At 68.2% G+C, this 22860-nt stretch carries 18 protein-coding genes and 1 pseudogene; 9 read left to right on the top strand and 10 right to left on the bottom strand.

From position 1 onward, the window contains the following. Positions 1 to 172 precede the first annotated feature (172 nt). The 4 genes from ACWTPI_RS24595 to ACWTPI_RS24580 form a co-directional block, all read right to left on the bottom strand. The gene (locus tag ACWTPI_RS24595; RefSeq protein ID WP_454733009.1) at positions 173 to 2437 is read right to left on the bottom strand and encodes a polysaccharide biosynthesis tyrosine autokinase; all 2265 of its coding nucleotides are present in this window, start codon (positions 2435 to 2437) and stop codon (positions 173 to 175) included. Positions 2438 to 2451: 14 nt separating this feature from the next. Further along, entirely contained in the window at positions 2452 to 2889 is a 438-nt protein-coding gene (locus tag ACWTPI_RS24590) for a low molecular weight protein-tyrosine-phosphatase (protein ID WP_454733008.1), read from the bottom strand. Next, on the bottom strand, positions 2886 to 4025 hold the full coding sequence (locus tag ACWTPI_RS24585) for a polysaccharide biosynthesis/export family protein (RefSeq protein WP_454734010.1): 1140 nt from the start codon (positions 4023 to 4025) through the stop codon (positions 2886 to 2888). Before ACWTPI_RS24585 ends, ACWTPI_RS24590 begins: the two co-directional genes overlap by 4 nt. Positions 4026 to 4675: 650 nt before the next feature. Next, positions 4676 to 4969, bottom strand: coding sequence for a hypothetical protein (locus tag ACWTPI_RS24580; protein ID WP_454733007.1), 294 nt, complete (start codon positions 4967 to 4969; stop codon positions 4676 to 4678). An 829-nt stretch (positions 4970 to 5798) separates the two neighbouring features. On the opposite strand from ACWTPI_RS24580, the gene ACWTPI_RS24575 reads away from it, so the two are divergent. Both ACWTPI_RS24575 and ACWTPI_RS24570 read left to right on the top strand, forming a co-directional pair. Then, positions 5799 to 6140 carry a hypothetical protein gene (locus ACWTPI_RS24575; protein WP_020201554.1) on the top strand — a complete coding sequence of 114 codons (342 nt, stop codon included), beginning with the start codon at positions 5799 to 5801 and terminating at the stop codon, positions 6138 to 6140. Between the two features lie 243 nt (positions 6141 to 6383). Next, positions 6384 to 6869: a hypothetical protein gene (locus ACWTPI_RS24570; protein ID WP_454733006.1), complete on the top strand. Its 486-nt coding sequence runs from the start codon at positions 6384 to 6386 to the stop codon at positions 6867 to 6869. A 69-nt stretch (positions 6870 to 6938) separates the two neighbouring features. On the opposite strand, the gene ACWTPI_RS24565 is transcribed toward ACWTPI_RS24570, so the two are convergent. Beyond that, the gene (locus ACWTPI_RS24565) at positions 6939 to 7286 is read right to left on the bottom strand and encodes a winged helix-turn-helix domain-containing protein (RefSeq protein WP_020201556.1); all 348 of its coding nucleotides are present in this window, start codon (positions 7284 to 7286) and stop codon (positions 6939 to 6941) included. A 122-nt stretch (positions 7287 to 7408) separates the two neighbouring features. On the opposite strand from ACWTPI_RS24565, the gene ACWTPI_RS24560 reads away from it, so the two are divergent. Further along, positions 7409 to 7939: a hypothetical protein gene (locus ACWTPI_RS24560; protein WP_454733005.1), complete on the top strand. Its 531-nt coding sequence runs from the start codon at positions 7409 to 7411 to the stop codon at positions 7937 to 7939. 41 nt (positions 7940 to 7980) lie between these two features. Here the strand turns inward: ACWTPI_RS24560 and ACWTPI_RS24555 are convergent, their stop codons facing one another. After that, entirely contained in the window at positions 7981 to 8808 is an 828-nt protein-coding gene (locus ACWTPI_RS24555) for a hypothetical protein (RefSeq protein ID WP_059413933.1), read from the bottom strand. A gap of 352 nt (positions 8809 to 9160) precedes the next feature. On the opposite strand from ACWTPI_RS24555, the gene ACWTPI_RS24550 reads away from it, so the two are divergent. Then, entirely contained in the window at positions 9161 to 10324 is a 1164-nt protein-coding gene (locus tag ACWTPI_RS24550) for a diguanylate cyclase (protein WP_454733004.1), read from the top strand. A gap of 63 nt (positions 10325 to 10387) precedes the next feature. On the opposite strand, the pseudogene ACWTPI_RS24545 reads toward ACWTPI_RS24550, so the two are convergent. Together ACWTPI_RS24545 and ACWTPI_RS24540 are read right to left on the bottom strand one after the other, a co-directional pair. Next, positions 10388 to 10507 (bottom strand): annotated as a pseudogene (locus ACWTPI_RS24545) (PIN domain-containing protein); the annotation flags it as partial. Positions 10508 to 10525: 18 nt separating this feature from the next. Continuing rightward, positions 10526 to 10987 (bottom strand): CopD family protein, encoded by a 462-nt coding sequence (locus ACWTPI_RS24540; RefSeq protein WP_454733003.1) that lies wholly within the window; start codon positions 10985 to 10987, stop codon positions 10526 to 10528. 299 nt (positions 10988 to 11286) lie between these two features. On the opposite strand from ACWTPI_RS24540, the gene ACWTPI_RS24535 reads away from it, so the two are divergent. Together ACWTPI_RS24535 and ACWTPI_RS24530 are read left to right on the top strand one after the other, a co-directional pair. Further along, positions 11287 to 13260: a diguanylate cyclase domain-containing protein gene (locus ACWTPI_RS24535; protein WP_454733002.1), complete on the top strand. Its 1974-nt coding sequence runs from the start codon at positions 11287 to 11289 to the stop codon at positions 13258 to 13260. Positions 13261 to 13333: 73 nt separating this feature from the next. Next, positions 13334 to 13795, top strand: a complete 462-nt coding sequence (locus tag ACWTPI_RS24530) for a GNAT family N-acetyltransferase (RefSeq protein WP_059413927.1) — start codon at positions 13334 to 13336, stop codon at positions 13793 to 13795. Positions 13796 to 13804: 9 nt separating this feature from the next. On the opposite strand, the gene ACWTPI_RS24525 is transcribed toward ACWTPI_RS24530, so the two are convergent. Then, positions 13805 to 15226 (bottom strand): MFS transporter, encoded by a 1422-nt coding sequence (locus tag ACWTPI_RS24525; RefSeq protein ID WP_020206416.1) that lies wholly within the window; start codon positions 15224 to 15226, stop codon positions 13805 to 13807. Between the two features lie 158 nt (positions 15227 to 15384). Next, positions 15385 to 16860, bottom strand: coding sequence for an MDR family MFS transporter (locus ACWTPI_RS24520; protein ID WP_059413925.1), 1476 nt, complete (start codon positions 16858 to 16860; stop codon positions 15385 to 15387). Between the two features lie 282 nt (positions 16861 to 17142). On the opposite strand from ACWTPI_RS24520, the gene ACWTPI_RS24515 reads away from it, so the two are divergent. From ACWTPI_RS24515 to ACWTPI_RS24505, 3 genes are read left to right on the top strand one after another with little or no spacing between them, the layout of a single operon-like run. Beyond that, the gene (locus ACWTPI_RS24515; RefSeq protein WP_020206418.1) at positions 17143 to 17376 is read left to right on the top strand and encodes an MbtH family protein; all 234 of its coding nucleotides are present in this window, start codon (positions 17143 to 17145) and stop codon (positions 17374 to 17376) included. A 2-nt stretch (positions 17377 to 17378) separates the two neighbouring features. Continuing rightward, positions 17379 to 18164 carry a thioesterase II family protein gene (locus ACWTPI_RS24510; protein WP_454733001.1) on the top strand — a complete coding sequence of 262 codons (786 nt, stop codon included), beginning with the start codon at positions 17379 to 17381 and terminating at the stop codon, positions 18162 to 18164. A 59-nt stretch (positions 18165 to 18223) separates the two neighbouring features. Further along, a complete protein-coding gene (locus ACWTPI_RS24505; RefSeq protein ID WP_454733000.1) occupies positions 18224 to 22858 on the top strand; it encodes a condensation domain-containing protein in 4635 nt (1544 codons plus the stop codon). The last annotated feature ends 2 nt before the right edge of the window (positions 22859 to 22860 follow it).

Here is a 22860-nt window from a genome sequence, read left to right as displayed (position 1 = left end):
TGGGAAGGTGGTAGCCAGACACGCTCCACGACTCTGTGCTTACTACCCCGTCACGCAAGTTCGCCGGCTTCATGGAGCTGGCTGCTATCTGGCCGGTCAGTCTGCCGGCTTTGTCGTCGGTATATATCTCCGACGTGGACCCTATTCCTGCTTACTCACTAGACTCGCCGCGTCAATTGCTTTCGACTGTCAGCTTCTTGCCAGCGGTATCCGGCGCGTAGCCATAATACGCATAGCGGTATCGACCATATTTCGATCCGTATCCGTAACGATATGCATTCGGGTCCAGGCCATTGAAGACCACACCATTCACATCGGCATTTGCTTGGCGCAGTTGCTTAGCGGATTCGCTCACTTCACCGATAGTGGTCTTCTCGAAGCGGGTTACGAGGAACACCGTGCCACAACGGGCAGCCAAGATAGCAGTATCGGACACGGCCAGCACGGGAGGGGTATCGATAAGCACGAGGTCATATTGCTTCCCTACATCGTCAAGAAGCTTCACCATGCGTTCATTGAGTAGCAGATCTGCAGGGTTCGGTGGCAGACCGCCGGTGCTGAGAAAGTCCATGTTCTCAAAGACATCACGATGCACTGCCTGTTCGAAGCTGACATTACCGATCAATACATCCGCCAAGCCATTATTTCTGTCCTTGCCAAAATATTGATTCAGATGCCCCTTGCGCATGTCAGCATCGATCAGCAGCACACGCCTCCCCCCCCCTGCCATCACCACGGAGAGATTGGCCGAGATAAATGACTTGCCAACACCTGGCGTGGGGCCCGTCAGCAGAACTCGATTGTTGTCTGCATCGAGCATGGCAAACTGCAACGCGGTGCGAAGGCTACGCAAGCTCTCAATGGATGGCTCATTGGGATTGCGGTCTGCCAGCAAGAACCTGCCTGGCTTGCGCTGCCGAATTTCCTCTGTAAGGGCGGTTTGGGTGACCGACAACGGCACAGTGGCATAGACACTAAGGCCCGTGTGCTGTTCGATGTCCTGCGAATCGGTGATACCACCATACAACGCATCGCGCACGAAGGCTGCGACAACGCCTGCCAGCAGCCCGACAATCGCTGCCAACAAAACGGTCAGACTTTTCTTTGGCTTGATGGGCTGCTCAGGAATCCGAGCGTTGTCGAGCAGACGAACATTGCCCACCTTGCCCGCCTTGACAAGCTTGAGCTGCTGCATGTTGTTGAGCAATCCCACGTAGAGGTCATTGTTGACCTGCACGTCGCGCATCAACCGCATTGTGTCCTGCTCCACGTTGGGAAAGGTCTTCATGCGGACAGTCATACCAGCCACTTTGGCATTCATCGTCGCGATTTGCTGATCAATCGCTTGGACACCGGGGTGCGTTGCAGTAAAGCGCGTCATCAGCTCGGTGCGCTTCTGCTTCAATTCCAGCAGACTGGTCTCGGCCGCTACACTTTCCGTCAGAAAAGCCTTCCCCTCTTCGCTGAGATTGAACGTATTGCGCTTGTTGCGCATCTCGTTGTACTTCACTTCCGCTCGCTCAAGTTCCGCCTTGAGCTGCGGCAGCATATCCCCCAGGAACACTAGTGACTTCTCAGCCTCTGCTGCTTTCCGCTTGATATTTTGCGCAACGTACTCCTCGCCAATTTCATTCAGGATATTGGCCGTGAGCTTGGGATTCGTGCCGTCCAGCAAAGCGCCGATGATGCCGCTTTGCTTTCCCTTCTCTGCAATCTTCAGCTGATTTTGAAGACTTTCTATCGTCTGCAATTGAGAGCTTCGTATAAGGTCGAATACAATCCCCGGCTTAGCCTTTAGGTCAGTCACGAGCAAGGTGATGGTGCCTACGCCTTGACTGACCTTCAAGACCTGCCCCACCTGCCCCTCGAGCGGCGTATCCAGACTGGGTTGTTCAAGGCGATAGCGCCCTTCACCCAGCGCTGTCAACTTGAATTTCTCACCTTCAACGGACTCAGGCACGTCGAACTGCTCGACGTCAATTGACTCTTTCGCCCATGCAAATCCGCCAAACCCGAAAAGACCCGGCTCCGACAAACCGCCAGATCGGCTAGCAATCCACGCTCCCACAAAGGGAAAATAACGGGGCCTGGCGGAGATATAGAGGTGCAGGTTGTCCACTGCCTTCCCCACGACCATACGGGACCGAATAATCTCGATCTCGGCCGTTGCAAGCGCCTTGACGTCGAACAGACTGGACACATCGCCCAACAGGCTATTGGCGCTATTCGGGCTATCTTCCACCTGCACAAGAATGTCTGCTTGATAGACAGGCCGTGCCAGGAAGGCATAGGCGACGCCAAGCGCCAGGACCACACCGGCAATAGATGCGATCAGCCAGCGACTGGCGAGTATCACGTCCAGATAGCGGACAAGATCAATCTCGTCTTCCGGAGGACCTGCTACAACAACGGGAGGGGGAGTCTGGTTCATCTGCATTGCTACCGAATCTGTTATCGAAGAGCCTGGACGCGTGGCACCCAGGCTTCCACGCCACGCTGGATCAGGCGCAGTGCATTTTCGAAGGCTGGGCGATCTTCACGATAGGGATCGGGCACGTCGAACTTATTGAGTTCACCCATGCGGAATACCCGCCCCGTGGTGGCGGGATACAAACGCTGGAGTTCCTGTCGCTGCGCGTTATCCATCACCAGGATCAAGTCTGCGTGGGTGGCCATGTTGCGGCCGATCTGCTGAGCTCTGTGAGCGGAAATATCGATGCCCAGTTCGCGCATCAGATCGACGGCGTGAGGATCGGCGGGTTGGCCAGCAAGCGCACCAAGCCCTGCGGAAACGACATTGATATCCGGCAATGCCTGCTTCAGAAGCCCTTCCGCCATAGGACTCCTGCAGATGTTGCCGATACACACCACGAGAACGGTCCTGATCATTTCGCGACGTTCGCAGCGCCAGTGACAAAGTTGCCGCTTGGCAGCAACTGATTGATCACGCGGCTCCAGCGGACCACGCCGGCGGCGTCTACGTAGACGACATCCTTCGGTTTGAGCTCGAAGGATTCAGCCAGGGCCAGCGAGACGGGAGATTTGCCGTCAAGGTGGAATATCTCGGCGTCGCCGTCCGCGCTCTTGCGAATGACATAGAGCTCCTTGGCATCCGCTGAGACAGGGTTGACGCCACCGGCTTCACCGATTGCCTCATTGAGCGTAAGGCGGCCGTTACGCGGCAAGACGCTCATGGGGCGAACGACTTCTCCGGCCACAAAGACCTTGCTGTCTTCACGCTGCTCCACGCGAACGATGTCGCCATTGCGCAGCAGAATGCGAGCCGGATCAACACCTTGCTTGAGTAGCGCAGGCAGGTTGACGATGTAGTTTTTCCCGCCGCGTGCAATGCTGACGCGGCTGTTGTCACCGGTCAGCACATTGATCCCGCCCGACCGGTTGAGCGCTTCCACCAACGTCATCGGCACGTCGTCGATGTTCTGCGGCCCGGGTGTCTTGACCTCACCGTCCAGATACACGCGCTTGCTGCGGAAGGCGAGCACGCGCACCGTCACCTGGGGCATGGCCACGTAGGGCTTGAGTTGTGCGGTCAACTGACCGCGGATATCGTCGGGTGTCTTGCCGACGACCTCGACCTTGCCCGCATACGGAAATTGAATGGTACCGCTCGGGCTGACCACATAGCCGGGCACATTGGCAGCACCGCTGTAGTTCGGAATATCGTACGCAGTACCAATCGAATACGTCTGCGTCGGAAACACCAGTTCCGGGTGATCCCACACCACGATGGAGAGGATGTCGCCAACGCCAACCATGTACGGTTTCGGCTCCCCGTACAGTTCCTCCACACCCGCATTCGCCGGCTTGGCCGCCGCCTTCAGCGCCTTCACCAGCGCCGGCGTGATCAACGTGACTTTGGGCACCGACTCTGGATCGTCGGGATCGAGGGGGCGCTGCGGATCGAAGCGCATGCCTGGCGCAAGTGCGCAGGATGCCAGCAACGGGATCATTCCCAGCCACAGTACTGCTCTGCCAACGGGCAGCTTGCTTGGAAGCTTGAACACGACTTGATGATTTCCTTGATACCCGAAATTTCCGCGCTGCCCTGCCGTCTCCAGGTGGGCCTTGCTGCGGTGAATCCGCTTGTCCGTCATGGCACTCGTTGGTGTCTTTCCGTCTTGTTTGCGCTGCCGGCGGATATGGACCTTGCGGCGGTGGTTTCGCGACATCTCCTGCTGTCTCTCTTGCAGTGCACCACCGCAGGAGGACCGGCGAAGTGTATGGCCGCTCGGGGTCAATCTTCAAGGCAATACTGGCGTTTTTACCGGGTTTTCTATCCCTACTGAAGGGTGGACCCAACAAAGGTGGGGATGCCCCCGGAAGGGGTATTGCGGAAGAATTCGAACCCTAGTGAAGCTGGATAATTGCGTCGATATTCAGGATATTTAATTCACCATTTATTGATTAATTTTCCTGATATTTGCGGATCTTTTCTTGTTTTCCTGCGCACCAATTCGTCGATGTTTTTTGATTATTGTTCTTCGGAATCCGGGTACCCTACGAAGGAAGGGGAAGGCTGGGCGGTGAGGCGAGGCGGGCGAAGGCCTGCGGAGTCTTGACGGGACTGACTTCGTGGGGACGCTGCCCCTCTCCCCCGGCCCCTCTCCCGCAAGCGGGAGAGGGGAGACAACAGGCGCCGGCTGTTAGTCGGCTGTTAGTCGGAGGTGTGCTGGTCTCCGGTGTCATGCCGTGCGGCGAGCTCGCTCAGGACGAGTGTCTCGTGGGCGAGGCCGGCGGCCAGGGAGAGCAGATGGTCCTGGATGGTTGGCGCCGGGTCGCTCGCGATGCCGGCGGCGGCGTTGTCGCGGGTGACGGTCAGTAGCGCATGGAGTTGTGCGGCCCTCTCACCGGCGAGGCTCAACGGGTCTTCGCATGGGGTATGAGCGGTGACGAACATGTCGGCGCCGGTGTGTTCCGCGGTAACGCCATAGCGAGCGTGCTTAGACATGACGTACCCTCCCTTGCCAGACGCACGAGCGCATGGCGATGAGAGCATGGTTGGAAAGCGGGAATTGCCCGGGACGGGCGAACAAGATCTTCGGCATGATGATTGCCTCCTGTGAGCGGAACATCAATCCCGCGTCCCCGCTGCTAGTCGGGTGGGCGGGCGCAAGACAGGGTTAGCAGACCGACACAGGATCGGCGAGCCCGAAGACTCTCCCCGCCAAGGCCCGCCCATAAGGGCGTGCAAAGGCAAGACGGACGCAAACGGTCGCCAAAGGCGACCGTCCACCTGTGTCCGGGCTGCTAAACCCGATCGCTGTAATTGCATCTACAGCGACGGTTCCACAGTACCTTGGCCCGGACTCGACGGTAATGTCCCGTTGTCTCATTCGAGCGAATGAAGACGACACGCAGCGCAACATTGTAGCCTCATGCCCGGCACCCCATGTCTCGCGCCGATTTCCCGGGCTTCCGATCTGGTATCGCAAAGCAAAAAAAGAGGGTGTAGGCGCGGGGAGTGCCTACACCCTATCGGGAATTAGCAAGGGGTCACACTTGCCGGGTTGGATTATTGATGGACGCATGGTTCCACGCTTACCCTGCTTCGGTGGGAGCCACGCTTTGGTGGGGAAAGAAACACGATGTCCGCGCCACCACAGGCGCGGCGGCTTCATCAGCCCGCTTGCCCGCGTTTGCGCGATGCCCCCCAAGGCAGGGTACCGACGCGCCGCCGCACGAACCAGAATCAGAGCGCGGGCGAAATGATTTCGGGCAGCCAGGCCTGGCGGTGGTATGCCGGCGGCTGGCCTGGCCGATGTTCGAGAGGCGGGACGATGCGCAAGGCGATGACGATTGGCGAAGCGGCTGCGCCGGATGCGCTGGCTTCCGGCGAGGTTTGGGTCGAGGCGCACCTGACCCCGTCGGGCTGGACCTATGGCAGCTACAAGGACCAGGATGCGCATCCGGTGCTGATTCCGCCGCCGCGTGAGTCGCTGCTGACGGTGCGGCGGCATTTCGTGGTGGCTGGCACGGCGGCGCCGCGCCGGCTGAGCGAGATCCGCACCACGCGCGCGAATTCGGCCCGCGAGATTGCGCGCCTGCTGGAAGCCTTCGGCGAGCCGCATTTCAATGTGCGGTCGCAACAAGTGCCGCGCGTGCCCAGCCTCGGGCTTTGACGCCGGTGGCCGCGGCCGGGCGGCCGTCCGCCCAAATATCTCTCCAAATATCCCTCCGAATATCCCTCCATTCATCCTTTTGGCCCCTCTCCTGAGGGCGCATACCGGGTAAAAGCCCGATTGCCGGCATGGCCGCCCGGCCTCAAAATACGGAAATACCATCCTACCGGGCACCTGCGCTGCCCATCTGCCCCTGCGCGCCGGCCTGGCGGTACCCAGACGAAACGAGACCTAGTAAAAACAATGAAAGTTTCGACCACCAATGTCCTCAACGTCCTGGAGCAAGACGAAATCGACGCCGTGCGCGAGCTGACTCGCCGTATCTCGCAGCCGCGCGGCTTCGTGGTGCTGCGCGCGGCCTTCATGCTGTCGGCGGTGGTGGCGGTGCTGTGCTTCGCGGCGAGCAGCTTCCACCTCGAGGATTTCCAGAACGTGGGGATCGGCGCCGCGGTGCTGGGCGCGGTGCTGTTCGTCGTCGGGCGCGTGGTGTTCGGCAACCGCGACGAGGTTGCCGTGCCGGCCGCCGAGCTGAAGGCGCTGCGCGCGCGCTTGCGCCCGGAGATGTTCGCCAGGCTGGAGGAAGTGGCGGGCCGCCTGACGCACGACGGCCCCGGCGATGGCGTGATCCGCGTGCGCACGCTGTGGCTGTTCTTGTCGGAATCGGTGGCCAGCGAGACCTTGCGGCGCCGCGACGCGCGCGGCCCGGCCAGGGAATCGCAGAAGGGCTGACGGCACTGCGTGCATCTGGCACCGGGGCGCCGCGCGCATTGCGCGCCCGCGGCGTTCAGGGATTTTCGTTCAGGGACTTTTCGTCGCGTTGACCAGGCATTCGGACAGCCTGTCGAAATGGCGCAACGCTTCGGGCGTCAGCCCGAGTTGCTTGCGGCGGGCGTCCTCGGTGTCCGTCAGCATGATCCAGCCTTTCTCGCGCATGGACTTCAGACGGGCGTGCAGGGTGGCGGGCGATCCCAGTTCGCTGCGGGCCATCATGTCCCTGACCGACAGGCGCTGCTGCGCCTGGCTGGTACGCGCGATCAGTTCGAGAATCCGTTCTTCGAGGGGGTCGAGCGCCGGCAGCGAGGGCAAGCCCCGCACTGCTTCGGCCAACTGGAGAAAACGCAGGTAGATGTCTGCCGGCCGCGTCACGACGGCATCCTGCGGGAAACGGAGCGCGGTATCCGGCGCGCGGGATCGACTATCATCAGGCCCTTTTTTTATATGCCCTGATGCATTTTACGGCAATGCCCCATGTTCGCCTCCAGTTAAGTATGGCCTTCGTCACAATTGTTTTCTTTGTTTTGGCGATGGCACTAAATGAGTGGCTTTTCCAGCATTTGGAATTTGTGCCTGGAATTAATTGGATTTATTTACCGGCGGGCGTCCGGCTGCTATGCACGCTTTTGTTCGGCGCGGCGGGAGCGGCGGGGCTGCTGATTGCCTCGTTGCTGGTCAATGCCTTTTATCTTTTTCCGGACGATCCCGCGCGCGCGGTCATCGGCGCCATCCTGGCGAGCGCGGCGCCGTACCTGGTCTACCGGCTTGCCCGGCATGCGTTCGGCCTGCGGACGTCGCTGACCAACCTGACGCCGGCGCGGCTGCTGGCGTTCGTGCTGGCATATGCGGTGACGAATCCGCTGCTGCACCACATCTGGTTCGCGCTGCGCGGCAATCGCGCGGCACTGGCGCATGGTTTCCTGGCGATGTTCGTCGGCGACCTGTCCGGCACGCTGATCGTGATCTACGCGATGAAGGCCTTGCTGCGCCTGTGGCCGGCGCGTGCCGCGGGTACGCGAACGTAGCGCGACAAGGGCGCGCCTTGCGCCCGGCCGGTTCCCGCGCCTTACATGAAACCGGCGACGAACCTGCCCAGGGCGGCCTGCAGGACGTCGGAGTTGAGCCCGGAGGCGCCGCTCAGCGGCGGGCACACCAGCAAGGTGGTGGGCCCGTCCACGTAGACCTGGATCGGCTTGCCCTGGTCCGCGGGCTGCAGGACGTGCTGCGTCGGGCAAGTTCCGCCGAAGCCGAAGGCCCGCAGGAAGTCATCGGTGTTGCGCGTGCCCAGGCAGACGATCACCTTGGGCTGCCGCTGCCGGCGCAGCGCGCCGATGGCGCGAAAGCGCATGCCGTCGCGGCAGAGTTCGAGGTAGCGTTCCTGCGGGTTGAGCGCCGGCTGGTTGCCGTAGACGCGGGTCCAGTTCCTGGCGCCGGCCTCGCCGGTGGGCAGCGGGAACAGGGTGAGCTTGAACTCCCGGCCCGCGGGGCCGTAGAGATGCTGCTCGAAGTATTCCTTGGCCTCGCACGGCGCCATGCCGCCCGCGGCGTTGCGCACCGCGGCGGCGATGCGCGCGATCTTCTGCTGCGTGGCCGAGCGCGCGAGCAGCTCGCGCTGCCGCAGGCGGAACGCCGCGTCCCACACCAGCGGCGCCGCCACCGGCAGCAGCATGCTGGCCGGCGCAACGGGCTCGCTGTTGGAGCGGACATCGCAAAACCAGAGGCTGGCCGCGGGATTGCCTTCCATGCCCGCGCAGGACCCCAGATAGGTATCCAGGCAATGGCGCGAGACCGTCACCGCCACGCTGTCCTGCGCCGCTTCGCGCTGCTCGTCCTCCGGCGCGGCGCGCGCCCGGCTGGCGGAAACCCTCGCCTCCCGCCATGCGGATGACTGCATCCACGCCCCCGTTCCGGACCATGCCGGCAGTCCATTTCCCCTGTCGCTCATGCCGCTCCCCAGCAATTGCCCGCACCGTGTGTGTCAGGGCGCCCAGCGCGCGTGGCCCGCTGCGATGGTCGTTTTTGATATAAAAATTATAACAATACGAGCGAGCAGCCATGCGGCATTTCCCTTCCCCTCGCAAGGGGGAGATGACAAAGCGCGCGAGTACGGCTCCGGGCTGCCGCGGACCCCATGCGCGCGGTAAACGGGAAGACCGCCGGCGCCGCGCGCGGTGGCAACGCGATGCCATTGCGGCGGGTCTTTGGTAGCATAGGCTCCTGCCCCTGCCTGGGATACGCCGCCCACGATGCTTCAGCTTGATCTCAAGACAACGGTCTTCCTTGCATCGATCATGTCGGCCTTGATGTCGGTGGTGCTGCTGTCGGCGTACCGCAGTTTCCCGCGCGGCATCCGCGGCATCGGGGAGTGGGTGGCCGGCTCGCTGGTGCTGGTGGTGGCGCCGATGCTGTTCTGGCTGCGCGACATCGCGCCGGACTGGGTCTCGATCGTGCTGGGCAACGGCCTGCTGCTCGCCGCGGTGGCGCTGTGGACGCTGGGCACGCAGGCCTTCTACGGCCGCCCGCAGGCGCGCGCGCCTGCGGCCGTCGTGGTCATGCTGGCCACGCTGGCGCTGACGTGGTTCGTCTACGGGCACGAGAGCTACGACGCGCGCGTCACCATCGTGACCCTGGTCATGGGCCTGTTCTTCGGCACGCAGGCGCTGCTGGTGCTACGCCACGGCGGGCGCGATTTCAGCGCGCGCTTCTTCGGCTTCCTGCTGACGGTGCAGACGCTGGTGGTGCTGGCGCGCTGCGTGGCGAGCCTGTTCTCGGGGCTGGCCGGGCAGAAGCTGTTCGCGTCCGACGACCTGATCCAGGCCATCTACCTGGGTTCCTACACGCTGATGGACCTCGGTCTGTCAGTCGCCTTCATGCTGGTCATCACGCGGCGCCTGCACGTGGAGCTCGACATCCTCTCCAGGACCGATCCGCTCACGCAACTGCTCAACCGCCGCGCGCTCTATGACGCCGGCCAGCGCGAGCTGGAACACATGGCCGGGCATGGCGGCGAGATGGCGCTGCTGCTGATCGACCTGGACCACTTCAAGCACATCAACGACAGCATGGGCCACGCCGAAGGCGACCGCGTGCTGACCGATTTCTCCGCCATGCTCAAGCGCGAGCTGCCGGCCGGCGCGTATCCCGGCCGCTTCGGCGGAGAGGAGTTCCTGGTGCTGCTGCCGCGCACCACCCCGGCGGCGGCGCTGGCGCTGGCCGAGCGCCTGCGGGCAACGTCGTCGCGCTTCTTCGGCCAGCGCGTGGCCGACCTGACCATCAGCATCGGCGTAGCGAGCGTGGACAAGGCCGAACGCCGCCTCGACGGCGCCGTCGGGCGGGCCGACCTCGCGCTGTACCGCGCCAAGAGCGCGGGCCGCAACCGGGTGGAGTCGGTGATGGAGGCGGCGGCCTGACAAACGCCGGGAAGCGCGGGCAGGCTCGCGGCGGCTTGCCGCGCCCCCGCGGACGGCTTCCGTTCAGGCGATCCAGTTCTCGAGCCGCAGCCCGCCGATGCGGGAGAACGCCGCGGTGTCGTCCGTGACCAGCACGGCGTCCAGCGCCATCGCGTGCGCGGCGATCAGCATGTCGTTGGCGCCAGCGCGAAAGGCCGCCCGTCAGCGCAGCCACTGCCCCAGCGTCGCCACCGCGATGGTGAGCCCGCCCAGCAGCAGGTTCACCCCCACCGCCCGGCGGATGCGGCCCAGCGCGGCGCCGGCGGCCGGCCAGTCCTGCGCGTCCACGGCGCGGCGCAGCGCGCCGTAGGGGCCGGCGAACACGTAGACGAAGATCGCGATCATGAGCAGGCCGGTGCCGAGCATCAGGTGCCAGTGCGGCGGCGCGGCGGCCATGCCCGCCCGGGCGATCATGATGGCGCCGCTGCCGGCGATGACGGCCACCGCCACCCACACCCAGCCGAAAAAGGTGGCGAACACGGCGCGCCACAGGCGCAGCCGCTGGGGCGGCTCCAGCAGCGCGCCGGCGGCCGGGCGCAGGCAGACGTAGGCGAAGAACATGCCGCCCACCCACAGGGTGACGCCGGCAATGTGGAGAAAGCGCAGGACGGGTTCGAGGCTCATGGGCGGCGGCTTGGTGGGGTGGACGGGACGGCCCGGCAAGACACGCCGGGCGGCACGGTTGGGGCACTGTTGGAAGAATGCCGCATTCTAGCCCCGCGCGCGGGCCGGGTGGGCAGGTTGCATCACCGGGAACCGGCATCGCGCGGCCTTATCGCATCGCGCCGCCGCGGCATGCCCGGGCCGGCGCACCGCTTCTGCTAACCTGTGAACCGGGTCAGTCGCTCGCGGCGGAGGACGGGCAGCCCGGCGGAGTCGCGCCGGGCAGCATGGCTGGTCCGCACACCAATAACAAGATAATCATGCGGCACTCCTTAAAGTATCGGGTAGCCATTGCGACGGCTGTCGTGGTGACGCTCATTGTCCTGGCGCGCGCGCTCTTCGCGCAGTATTACGCCTTCCAGGGCCTCACGGAACTGCGCCAGAGCCAGCAGGACACCCTGGTCAGGATGGTCGCCGGACAGCTCGACGAGAAATTCGAGGCGCGCGCCACCGACCTGCGCCGCCTGGCGAGCCAGCTCCAGCCCATGCTCGGCCAGCCGCCCGCCGTCATGAAGCGCTTTGCCGCGCAGGCGGTGTCCATGCCGCAGAACTTCAACGCGGTGTTCCTGGTCTGGCCCGACGGCGAGATGGCCTTCAGCACCGCCGTGCCCGACGGGCAGCGCATCCACCTGGGCGACCGCGATTACTTCCGCGAGGTCCTGGACGGCTCGGCGTTTGCCGTGTCGGACCTGCTGCGCGGCAGGCTGAGCGCCGCACCCGGCGTGGTGATGGCGGTGCCGCTGCGCGCGCCCGACGGCAGGCTGCTGGCGGTGGTGGGCGGCGCGCTGAACCTCTCGGAGAACAACTTCCTCGGCCAGATCGCGCGCAGCCGGATCGGGCTGACCGGCAGCTATTGCCTGGTGTCTTCCGGCGAGAACCCGCGCTATGCCATGCATGCCGACGCCGGCAAGGTGATGGCCCCGGCCAGGGCGATCGGCGACAACTGCGGGCTGGAGACGCCGCGCGCCGCGTGGGAGGTCGTGAGCCCCAGCCAGCCCATCGTGGCGCGCCACCTGCTGGAGACCAACGGCTGGGAGGTGGTGTCCGTGCTGCCCGCCAGGGAAGCCTATGCGCCGCTGCTGGAGGTGCGCAGCAAGACCATCCTGACCGCCGGCTTCTCGCTGGTGGTGGCGGCGCTGCTGATGTGGCTGGTGATCCGCCGCATGCTGGCGCCGTTGGAGCTGCTGCACCGCGTGGTGGGCGAGGCGCCCGGCAACCCGGCCGCGCTGGCCGCCCTGCCCACCGGGCGCAACGACGAGATCGGCGAGCTGGCGACCACCTTCGGCACGGTGATGCGGCAGCTTGCCGAGCGCGAGGCCGCGCTCTACGCCGCCCGCGACCAGGCCGCCGAGAGCGAGAAGCGCATCGAGGCCATCGCCAACCACGTGCCGGACTTCGTCTCGTTCATCGACGTGAACGAGCGCTATGTCTTCGTCAACGAAGCCTATGCGCGGCGCTTCGGCCTGCCGGCGCGGCAGATCGTGGGGCTCACGCTGCGCGAGCTGTGGGGCACGCCGACCTACGTGGCGTCGCAGCCGTACCTGGCGCAGGCCTACCTGGGCGCCTCGGCCACGTTCAGCCTCGAAGGCCAGGACGGCGGCGAGTGCATGGAAGTCACCTACCAGCCGGCCTGGAACGATGCCGGCGACACGGTGCAGGGCCTGTACATGTTCGCCCGCAACGTGACCACCGAACGCCAGCGCATCCGCAGCCTGGAGGCGCAGACGCTGACCGACCACCTGACGCGCCTGCTCAACCGCAAGGGCTTCGACCGGTGCCTGGCCGAGACCATGACGCGCGCCGGCGCCACCGGCCGCGACGCCGCGCTGATGCTGGTGGACGTGGACGACTTCAAGACCATCAACGACAGCTACGGCCACGCCGTGGGCGACCAGCTGCTGGCGGCCTTCGGCGAGCGCCTGTCGGCCTGCGTGCGCGCCGGCGACGGCGTGGCGCGCATCGGCGGCGACGAGTTCGGCATCGTGCTCGACGACGCCACCGGCACGGCAAGCCTGGAGCGCATCGCGCAGGCCATCGTGCACGCGGCGCGGCGCCCGCATTTCATCGAGGGCCATACCATCGTGGCGACCGCCAGCGTCGGCTTCGCCGTGCACGACCCCCGGGACGGCCAGACCGCCAACGAACTGTTCATGCGCGCCGACATGGCACTGTACGAGGCCAAGCGCGGCGGCAAGGCCCGCTACACGCCGGCCCCTTCGCCGACCGAGGCGTGAGCGCGAGAACGCGGCGGGCCGCGCGCGCATCGGTGCCATACTGCGGACTTTGCCCCGCCGCGAGGATGACGCCGTGACCGACCCGCTCCTGATCCGCCCCGCCAGCCAGGCCGACTACCCGGCCTGGAAAGCGCTATGGGATGGCTACAACGCCTTCTATGGCCGCCACGGGCCGACCGCGCTGCCGGAGGACATCACGCGCATGACGTGGTCGCGCTTCTTCGATGCCTACGAGCCCGTGCACGCGCTGGTGGCCGAGCGCGGCGGCCGGCTGCTGGGCCTGGTGCATTTCCTCTACCACCGCAGCACCATCCAGATCGGCCCGAGCTGCTACCTGCAGGACCTGTTCACGGCCGAGGCCGCGCGCGGCGCCGGCGTGGGCCGCGCGCTGATCGAGGCGGTCTACCGGCGCGCGCAGGAGGACGGCGCGAAGCGGGTCTACTGGCAGACCCACGAAACCAACCAGACCGCCATGCGCCTGTACGACGCGGTGGCCGAGAAATCGGGCTTCGTGGTGTACCGCAGGCAGTTCTGAGGCGCGCCGCTACGCCTTTCCCGCCGCCCGCGCATTGACGCGCGCGCGGCCGGAGATGTCGGCGCCGGCGTCATGGGCGAGCCGCCGCGTGACGGGAATCGACGCGAACGAGCACAGCCCCACCACGATGAAGGCCGGCCAGAAATCCGACCACTGCAGCGCCGCATGGCCGTTCACCGTGCGCGTGATCTCCAGCACGATGCCGCTGATCGTCACGCCCAGGCCGAGCGAGATCTGCTGCACCACGCTGCCCAGGCTGGTGGCACGGCCCACGTCGGCGCTCTTGATCTCGGCATAGGTCATCGAATTGAGGCTGGTGAACTGCAGCGCGGGGAAGAAGCCGCCCAGCAGCACCACCAGCCAGATCGCCCACGTCGGCGTGCCCGGAAAGAACGCGCCGCACGCCGCGATGGCGAGGCCCGACAGCGCCGCGTTGTACATCAGCGTGTTGCGGAAACCGAAGCGCCCCAGCACCTTGGACGCGAGCGTGCGCATGAACATGCCGCCGAACGCCGAGGCGCAGGTGATCAGCCCCGAGCGGAACGCGCTCATGCCCAGCCCTTCCTGCAGCACCAGCGGCAGCAGGAACGGCACCGCGCCCAGCCCGATGCGGAACAGCGAGCCGCCCAGCACGCTGGCCTGGAAGGTCGGCACGCGGAAGAAGCGCAGGTCCAGCAGCGGCCGCGGCACGCGGTATGCGTACCAGGCGTAGACCGCCAGCATCGCCACGCCGGCCAGCGCCATCGCCAGCGCCACCCGGGCCGAGGCCAGGCCGCCGTCGACCAGCGACAGGCCGAGCAGGAACAGCGACGCGCCGCCCGCCGAGAGCACGAAGCCGGTCCAGTCCAGCGGGCCGGGATGCGGCTCGTGCGTGTTCTTGATGTAGCGGTTGGCCAGATAGATGCCGAGGATGCCGACCGGGATGTTGATGAGGAAAATCAGGCGCCAGTGGAGATAGGTGGTGATGAAGCCGCCGAGCAGCGGCCCCGCCGCCGGCCCGAGCATCGCGGGCACGCTCAGGTAGTTCATGGCGCGGATGTATTCCGAGCGCTCCACCACGCGGAAAATGATGATGCGGCCCACCGGCACCATCATCGCCCCGCCCACGCCCTGGATGAAGCGCGCCACCGTGAACGCGAGCAGCGACGTGGACACCGCGCACAGGATCGAGCCGGCGACGAAGATGCCGATCGCCGCGCGGAACACCGAGCGCGCGCCGTAGCGGTCGGCCAGCCAGCCGCACACCGGAATGAACACCCCGAGCCCGAGCACGTAGCTGGTGACGGCGATCTTGAGCGTGACCGGATCGTGGCCGAAGGCGCGCGCCATCTCGGGCAGCGCGGTCACGATCACGTTGGCGTCCAGGCTTTCCATGAACATCGCGCACGCGACGATCACGGGCACGATGAAAGCCTTCAGGGCAGGTAGCATGAGTGGCGCACGGGCAGGCGGAGGGCGAAACGAACGGCTGCCGCCCGGGAGAATCGCGGAAAAGACCGCGATTATCGCACCGATGCCCGATGCTTGCACGGTGCGCCGGCGCCCGGGTGCCGCGCGCCCCCGGGGCAGGTCCCGCCCGCCCCCGCGCGCTATTCCGCCGGCACTTCCTGCCGGCGCGCGATCTCGATGCCCGGCAGCAGCAGCATCGCCGCGATGGCGCCGAGCGCGATCACCAGCATCGCCAGGAAGGTGACGTGCAGCGAATGATGCAGCGCCTCGCGCACCGGCGCGCTGCCGGCCAGGTGCCGCCCGGCGCCGTCGAGCACCTGGCGCAGCTGCTCGGTGCTGACCACGCCCAGGCCCGCGGCATGGTGCATGCCGAAGTTCTGCACCGCGCCCAGCAGCGCCGCGCCCAGCGTGTTGCCCAGGTTGCGCGCGAACAGGTTGGAGGCGGTGGCGCTGCCACGGTCGGCCAGCGGCACGATCTCCTGGATCAGCACCAGCGAGCACACGCTCTGGATGCCCATGCCGAAGCCCATCACCAGCGAGCCCAGGCCCGCCAGCGCCGGACTGCTCCCGGGCGTGAGCAGCGCGAAGACCAGCGCGCCGGCCGGCAGGAACAGGCTGCCGCCGATCAGCAGGCGGCGCAGGCCGATGCGGTGGAAGGTGCGCGACGAAATGGTGGCGCCGGCGGGCCAGCCCACCATCATCATGGTCAGCGCGAAGCCGGCCACCACCGGCGTGCGGTCCATCGCCACCTGCACGTACATCGGCAGGAAGGTGGTCAGCCCCATCAGCGCCATGCCGGAGAACAGCGTGGCGCCGTTGCAGGCCAGCACCGGGCGGTGGCCCCACAGGCGGAACGAGATCATCGGATCGGCCGCGCGGCGCTCCTGCCGCACGAACAGCAGCAGGCTCGCGCCCAGCACGGCGATCTCCACGGCCAGCCGGCCCGCGCCCGCCGCGCCGGCATCGGTCAGCACCATCATCAGCGCCGCCACCGCCACGGTGAAATACGCGGCGCCGGCGGCGTCGATGGCCGGGCGCTTGCGCAACGGCTGCTCGTGCAGGAAAGCGACGAAGCCCAGCGCGGCCAGCACGCCGATCGGCAGGTTGATCCAGAAGATCCACGCCCACGACAGCTTGCCGATGATGAGGCTGCCCGCCATCGGCCCGAGCACCGCCGAGACCGCCCACACGCTGGCCAGGTAGCCCTGCACCTTGCCGCGCTCGTGCGCGGGATAGAGGTCGCCGACGATGGTCAGCGTGACCGGCAGGATGGCGCCGGCGCCGGCGCCCTGCAGCAGCCGGAACACGATCATCGCCGGCATCGACCAGGCGAAGCCCGCCAGCACCGAGCCCAGCAGGAACACCGCGATGCCGGCCAGGATGACCGGCTTGCGCCCGTAGAGATCGGCCAGCTTGCCGAACACCACGGTCATGGCGGTCTGGGTCAGCAGGAACGACGAGAACACCCAGCTATACAGGCGCAGCCCGCCGAGCTGCGTGACGATCTGCGGCATGGCCGTGGAGACGATGGTCGCTTCGAGCGCGACCATCGCCATCGACGCCATCACGGCCGCGATGACCAGGGGGCGGTTGGTAACTGGAGCTTGGGAGGACATGGATAGGGGGAAAAGGAAGCCGGTACGACGCGGCGGCGCCGCGTGCCGGCACGGGACAGGGCCGGCCGGGGGGCGCGCAGGGCTACATGCTAGCGGCAAACCGGCAAACGTGCTGGGCGCCGCTTCGCTCTCCGGCGGCTCTCTCTGCCCATCGCGGCGTCCCCGTCTAAATTTCCGCTCCCCTGCTTCGTCCAACTCAGTGATGCGCGCCATGCCGCCCGAAACGCCGGCGTGGCCGCGATAGCGCATTGCATGACCGCCACGACAGATACGGGAGCCACCATGAGTTTCGACCGCGACGACGCCACCTTCCTGGTCCTCGTCAACCACGAAGAGCAGTACTCCATCTGGCCCGACTACAAGCCCGTGCCGGGCGGCTGGCGCGCCGCCGGCTTCAGCGGCAACCGCCAGGCGTGCCTCGACCATATCGAGCGCACCTGGACCGACATGCGGCCGCTGAGCCTGCGCCGCCATATGGAGGAACAAGCGAAGGAACAAGCCGCGGCAGACGCCTGAACATGCCCGCCTTGCTGCTGTTCTGCCTGCCCTACGCCGGCGCCAGCGCCACCGCCTACCTGCGCTGGCGCCGGCTGCTGCCGGCCCGCGTGGAACTGGTGCCGCTCGAGCCGCCCGGGCGCGGCGCGCGCCTGGCCGAGCCGCTGCTGCGCGATTTCGAAGCGCTGGCGGCCGACCTCGCCGGCGCCGCCGGCGCGCGGCTCGGACGTGGCGCAAGTAGCGACAGAAGCGGGGGCACAACGCCCGATTACGCCCTGTTCGGCCACAGCATGGGCGGCCTGCTGGCCTACCGCGTCTGCCAGTTGCTGCGCGAGCGCGGCCACGCGCTGCCGCGGCGCCTGCTGGTGTCCGGCTGCGCCGCGCCCAGCCGGCGCGATCCGCGGCGCCTGGCCGCGCTGCGCGGCGACGCCGCGCTGACGGCCGAGCTGCGCAAGCACGGCGGCACGCCCGAGGCGGTGTTCGCCGACGCCGAGCTGCTGCGCCTCACGCTCGACGTGCTCGACGCCGACTACCGCGTCTGCGAAAGCTTCCGCCACACCGACACGGCGCCGCTGCCGGTGCCGCTGCACGTGCTGGCCGGGCGCGACGACGCCATCGGCGCCGCCGAGCTGCAGGCCTGGGCGCCGGAGACCAGCGCCGGCCACACGCTGGACTGGTTTGCCGGCGGCCATTTCTTCCTCCACCAGCATCAGGGCGCCGTGCTGGCCCGTGTGACCGAACTGCTGGCCGAACCACTGGCCGAACTGCCGGCCGTGCCCGCCGCCGCAGCCCGCCCCGTGCCCGCCTGAACGCCGCGCGCGGCGCCACCCTCCCACGCCAACCGTTTTCCTGGAAAGCCGATCCAAGCATGCAGCCCGATCCGAACGTCCCGGCCACGCTGGTGGCCCACCTCGGCCGCCTGGCCGCGCAGCGCGCCGGCGACACGGCGCTGATCACCCTCGACGACGCCGGCGAGCAGCGCCACGGCTACGCCGCGCTCGACGCCCGCGCGCGCGCGCTGGCCGCCTGCCTGGGCGGGCACGCCGCGCCGGGCGAGCGCGTGCTGCTGCTGATGGACAGCGGCATCGACTACGTGGCCGGTTTCTTCGCCTGCCTCTACGCCGGCCTCGTGGCCGTGCCCGCGTTCGAGCCCGGCGCCATGCGCGCGGCCCAGGTCAGCCGCCTGCGCGCCATCGCCGCCGACGCCGCCGCCGGCGTGCTGCTGACCACCACCGCGCAGGCCGAAGCCCACGGCGACACGCTGGCCGCCATCGCCCCGCGCGCGCGCGTGGTGCTGGCCGACGCGCCGCTGGCGCCGCCGCCGGCCGGCTGGCAACCGTTCGCGGCCACGCCCGACACGCTCGCCTTCCTGCAATACACGTCCGGCTCCACCGCCGCGCCCAAGGGCGTGATGGTCAGCCACGGCAACGTCATGGCCAACGAGACCGCGATCCAGGCCGGCATGGCCGTGGCGCCCGGCGACGTGATGGTGAGCTGGCTGCCGCTGTACCACGACATGGGGCTGATCGGCGGCCTGCTGCAGCCGATCCACACCGGCACGCCGGTGGTGCTGATGCCGCCGCGGCTGTTCCTGGAGCGCCCGGCGCGCTGGCTGCAGGCCATCTCGCGCCATCGCGGCACGGTGTCCGGCGGGCCCGACTTCGCCTACCGCCTGTGCGTGGAGCGCGTGCGCGACGCCCAGCTCGAAGGGCTGGACCTGTCGAGCTGGGCGCTGGCCTTCTCCGGCGCCGAGCCGGTGCGCGCCGACACCCTGCGCGCGTTCGCGCAGCGCTTCGCCGGGGCGGGCTTCCGCGCCGGCGCGCTCTACCCCTGCTACGGCCTGGCCGAGGCCACGCTGTTCGTCACCGGCGGCGAGCGCGGCAAGGGCATGGCCAGCACGCGCTTCGACACCGCGGCGCTGGCGCGCGGGCAAGGCATGCCGGCCAGCGACGACGTGGCCGGCGGCCAGGACGCCACGCCGGCCGCCACCGAACTGGTGGCCTGCGGCTTCGCGCGCGCCGGCCACGCGGTGCGCATCGCCGATGCCGGCGGCCGCGCCCTGCCCGACGGCGCCGTGGGCGAGATCCAGGTGCGCGGCGCCAGCGTGACGCGCGGCTACTGGCGCAACCCGCGGGCCACGGCGGAAAGCTTCGCCGGCACCGATGACGGTGCGGCCTGGCTGCGCACCGGCGACCTCGGCCTGCGCCGCGACGGCCAGCTCTATATCGCCGGCCGCCGCAAGGATCTCATCATCGTCCGCGGCCAGAACTTCTACCCGCAGGACATCGAGCGCGCCGTGGAAACCCGCGTGGCCAGCGCCCGGCCGGGCCGCGTGGCGGCCTTCGCGGTGGCGGCGGGCCACGGCGAGGGCATCGGCCTCGCCGTGGAAATCTCGCGCCCCGAGCAGCGCCGCGTCGGCCACGGCGCGCTGGTGCAGGCGCTGGCCGAAGCCGTGGGCGATGCCTGCGGCGAGCCGCTGGCGGTGGCGCTGCTGCTCAATCCCGGCGCCCTGCCCAAGACCTCCAGCGGCAAGCTGCAGCGCGCCGCCTGCCGCCAGGGCTGGCTCGACGACAGCCTCGATGCCTGCGCGGTGTGGGCGCACGGCGCGTTCACGCGCGGCGGCGCGCCGGCCGATGCGGGCGACCAAGCCCCGGCCGAGCTCCCGCGCGGCGCCACCGAGCTGGCGCTGGCCGCGCTGTGGCAGGAACTGCTCGGCCACGCCCCCGCCGGCCGCCACGCGCATTTCTTCGCCAGCGGCGGCAACTCGCTGGCCGCCGCCCGGCTGGTGGCGCGGCTGCGCGAGCGGCATGGCGCGGCGGTGCCGCTGCGCCTGCTGTTCGACCATCCCACGCTGGCCGCCTGCGCCGGGGCGCTCGACCGCATCGACCGCATCGACGGCAGCGCGGACAACAAGGCCGGCGGCAACGCGGCCGACCTCCACGACGCCATCGCCCCCGCCCCGCGCCACCCCGACATGCCGCTGGCGCCCGCCCAGCACCGCCTGTGGCTGGTCGACCGCATCGGCGGCGCCGCGGCGCGCTGGACCTACAACATGGCCGGCGGCCTGCGCCTGACGGGCGCGCTCGACGCCGACGCGGTGCGCGCCAGCCTGAACGCGCTGGTGGCGCGCCACGAGATCCTGCGCACCGCCTATCGCGCCGACGCCCACGGCGAGCCTTATGCGTGCATCGCCGCCGCGCTGGCGCTCGAGGTGCCGCTCAGCGACCTCGCCACGCTCGGCCCGGCGCAGCGCGAACTTGCCCTGCGCGAGCTGGCCGAGGCGCAGGCGCGCGAGCCGTTCGACCTCGCTCACGCGCCGCCGCTGCGCGCGCGCCTCGCGCGCCTGGCCGCCGACGACCACGCGCTGCTGCTGACGCTGCACCATATCGCCGGCGACGGCTGGTCGGTCGGCGTGCTGCTCGACGAATTCGCCGCCGGCTACAACGCCGCGCGGGCCGGCACCGCCGCCGCGCTGCCGCCGCTGCCGATCCAGTATGCCGACTACGCGGTCCACCAGCAGGCGCCCGCGCGGCAGGCGCGGCTGCGCGCCGACGCCGACTACTGGCGCGGCGCCCTGCAAGGCGCGCCGCGGGCGCCCACGCTGCCAACCACCTACCCGCGCCCGCCGGTGGCATCCACGGCCGGCGCCGCCTGCCACGCCACCCTGCCCGCCGCGCTGCTGGCGCAGGCCGACGCGCTCGCCCACGCCCACGGCGCCACCCGCTACATGGTGCTGCTGGCCGCCTTCCACCTGCTGCTGCACCGCGCGGGCGGCGCCGAGGAACAACTGGTCGGCATCGACGTGGCCGGCCGCCCGCGCCGCGAGCTCGAAGGCCTGATCGGCTTCTTCGTCAACGTGCTGCCGCTGCGCGCGCGCTGCGCCGCGGACCTGCGCTTCACCGACCTGCTGGCGCAGGTGCGCGCGCGCGCGCTGGCAGCGTTCGACCACCAGGCGCTGCCGTTCGAGCGCATCGTCGAGGCCGCCGGCCAGGGCGCCGCGCGGCGCGAGCGCGGCTGGCACCCGCTGGTGCAGGTGCTGTTCGTGCTGCACAACACGCCCGCCGGCACGCTGGCGATGGACGGCGTGAGCGCCAGCCGCCTGCCCGCGCCGGCGCACGCCGCCAAGTTCGACCTCGCGGTCTTTCTCGAGCCCCACGCCGGCGGCCTGCGCGCCGAGTGGGTCTACGCCACCGCGCTGTTCTCGCCCGCCGCCGCCGCGGCGCTGGCCGAAGCCTATGCCGCCGTGCTGGCGCAGGCCGTGGCCGATCCCGACCGGCCGCTGCCCGCCTTCGCCCTGCCCGGCGCGGCCGGCCACGCCACCCGCTCCATCGAAGCCAACGACATCATCCATACCGCCATGACGCCCAGCCCAAGTCCCAGCAGCAAGCTCGACAAGCTCAAGCAACTGACCCGCCGCGCGCCGGCGGCCCCGTCCGCCTCATCCGCCTCGCCCGCGGTGGCCACCACCGCGCGCCCGCTGGTGGCGACCTCCTTCCTCGCCCTCGGCAAGACCTTCCCCATCGTGATCGAGCCCGGCACCAGCGACATCGACGCGGTGGGCTGGGCACGCGCGCAGCGCGACTACATCGAGTCCACGCTGTGCCGCCACGGCGGCATCCTGCTGCGCGGCTTCGGCCTGCGCACGCCGCAGGAGTTCGAAGCCTTCGCCGAGGCCATCGAGCCCGGCCTGTACGGCGCCTACGGCGACCTGCCCAAGAAGGAAGGCGGGCGCAACACCTACCGCTCCACGCCCTACCCCGAGCGCGAGATGATCCTCTACCACAACGAAAGCGCCCACCTGTCGCGCTGGCCGCGCAAGCAGTGGTTCTTCTGCGAGCTGCCGGCGCCGGTGGGCGGCGCCACGCCCATCGTCGACTGCCGCGAGATGTACCGCCGCCTGCCGCGCGAGCTGGCCGAGCAGTTCGAGCGCCGGCAGCTGCGCTACGTGCGCACCTTCAACGACAAGCTCGACGTGAGCTGGCGCGACTTCTTCAAGACCGCCGAGCGCGCCGAGGTCGAAGCGCGCCTGCGCGCCTCCGGCACCGACTTCCGCTGGCTCGACGCCGACACCCTGCAGACCCGCGAGCTGTGCCCGGCGGTGATCGCCCATCCCGTGACCGGCGAGCGCAGCTTCTTCAACCAGGTCCAGTTGCACCACACCGCCTGCCTGGACCCCGAGGTGCGGCGCGACCTGCTGGAGATCGTCGGCGCCGAGCGCATGCCGCGCCAGGTCACGTTCGGCGACGGCAGCCCCATCGGCGACGACGTGATGGCGCTGCTCGGCGAGCTCTACGAAGCCTGCGCGGTGCGCTTCGACTGGCGCCAGGGCGACGTGGTGATGCTCGACAACATGCTCGCCGCGCACGCCCGCGACCCCTTCCAGGGCCCGCGCAAGATCGTGGTGGCGATGGGCGAGATGTTCGAGCGCCACGCGCTGCGCCCGCTCGCCGGCAGCGCCGCCGCCGATGCGGCCGCTGCCACCACCGCCGGCACGGAGGGCTGAAG

It is taken from the genome of Cupriavidus ulmosensis (assembly GCF_977008105.1).
Note: the sequence above shows the minus strand (reverse complement) of the source record. Positions and strands in the feature narration are given on the sequence as shown.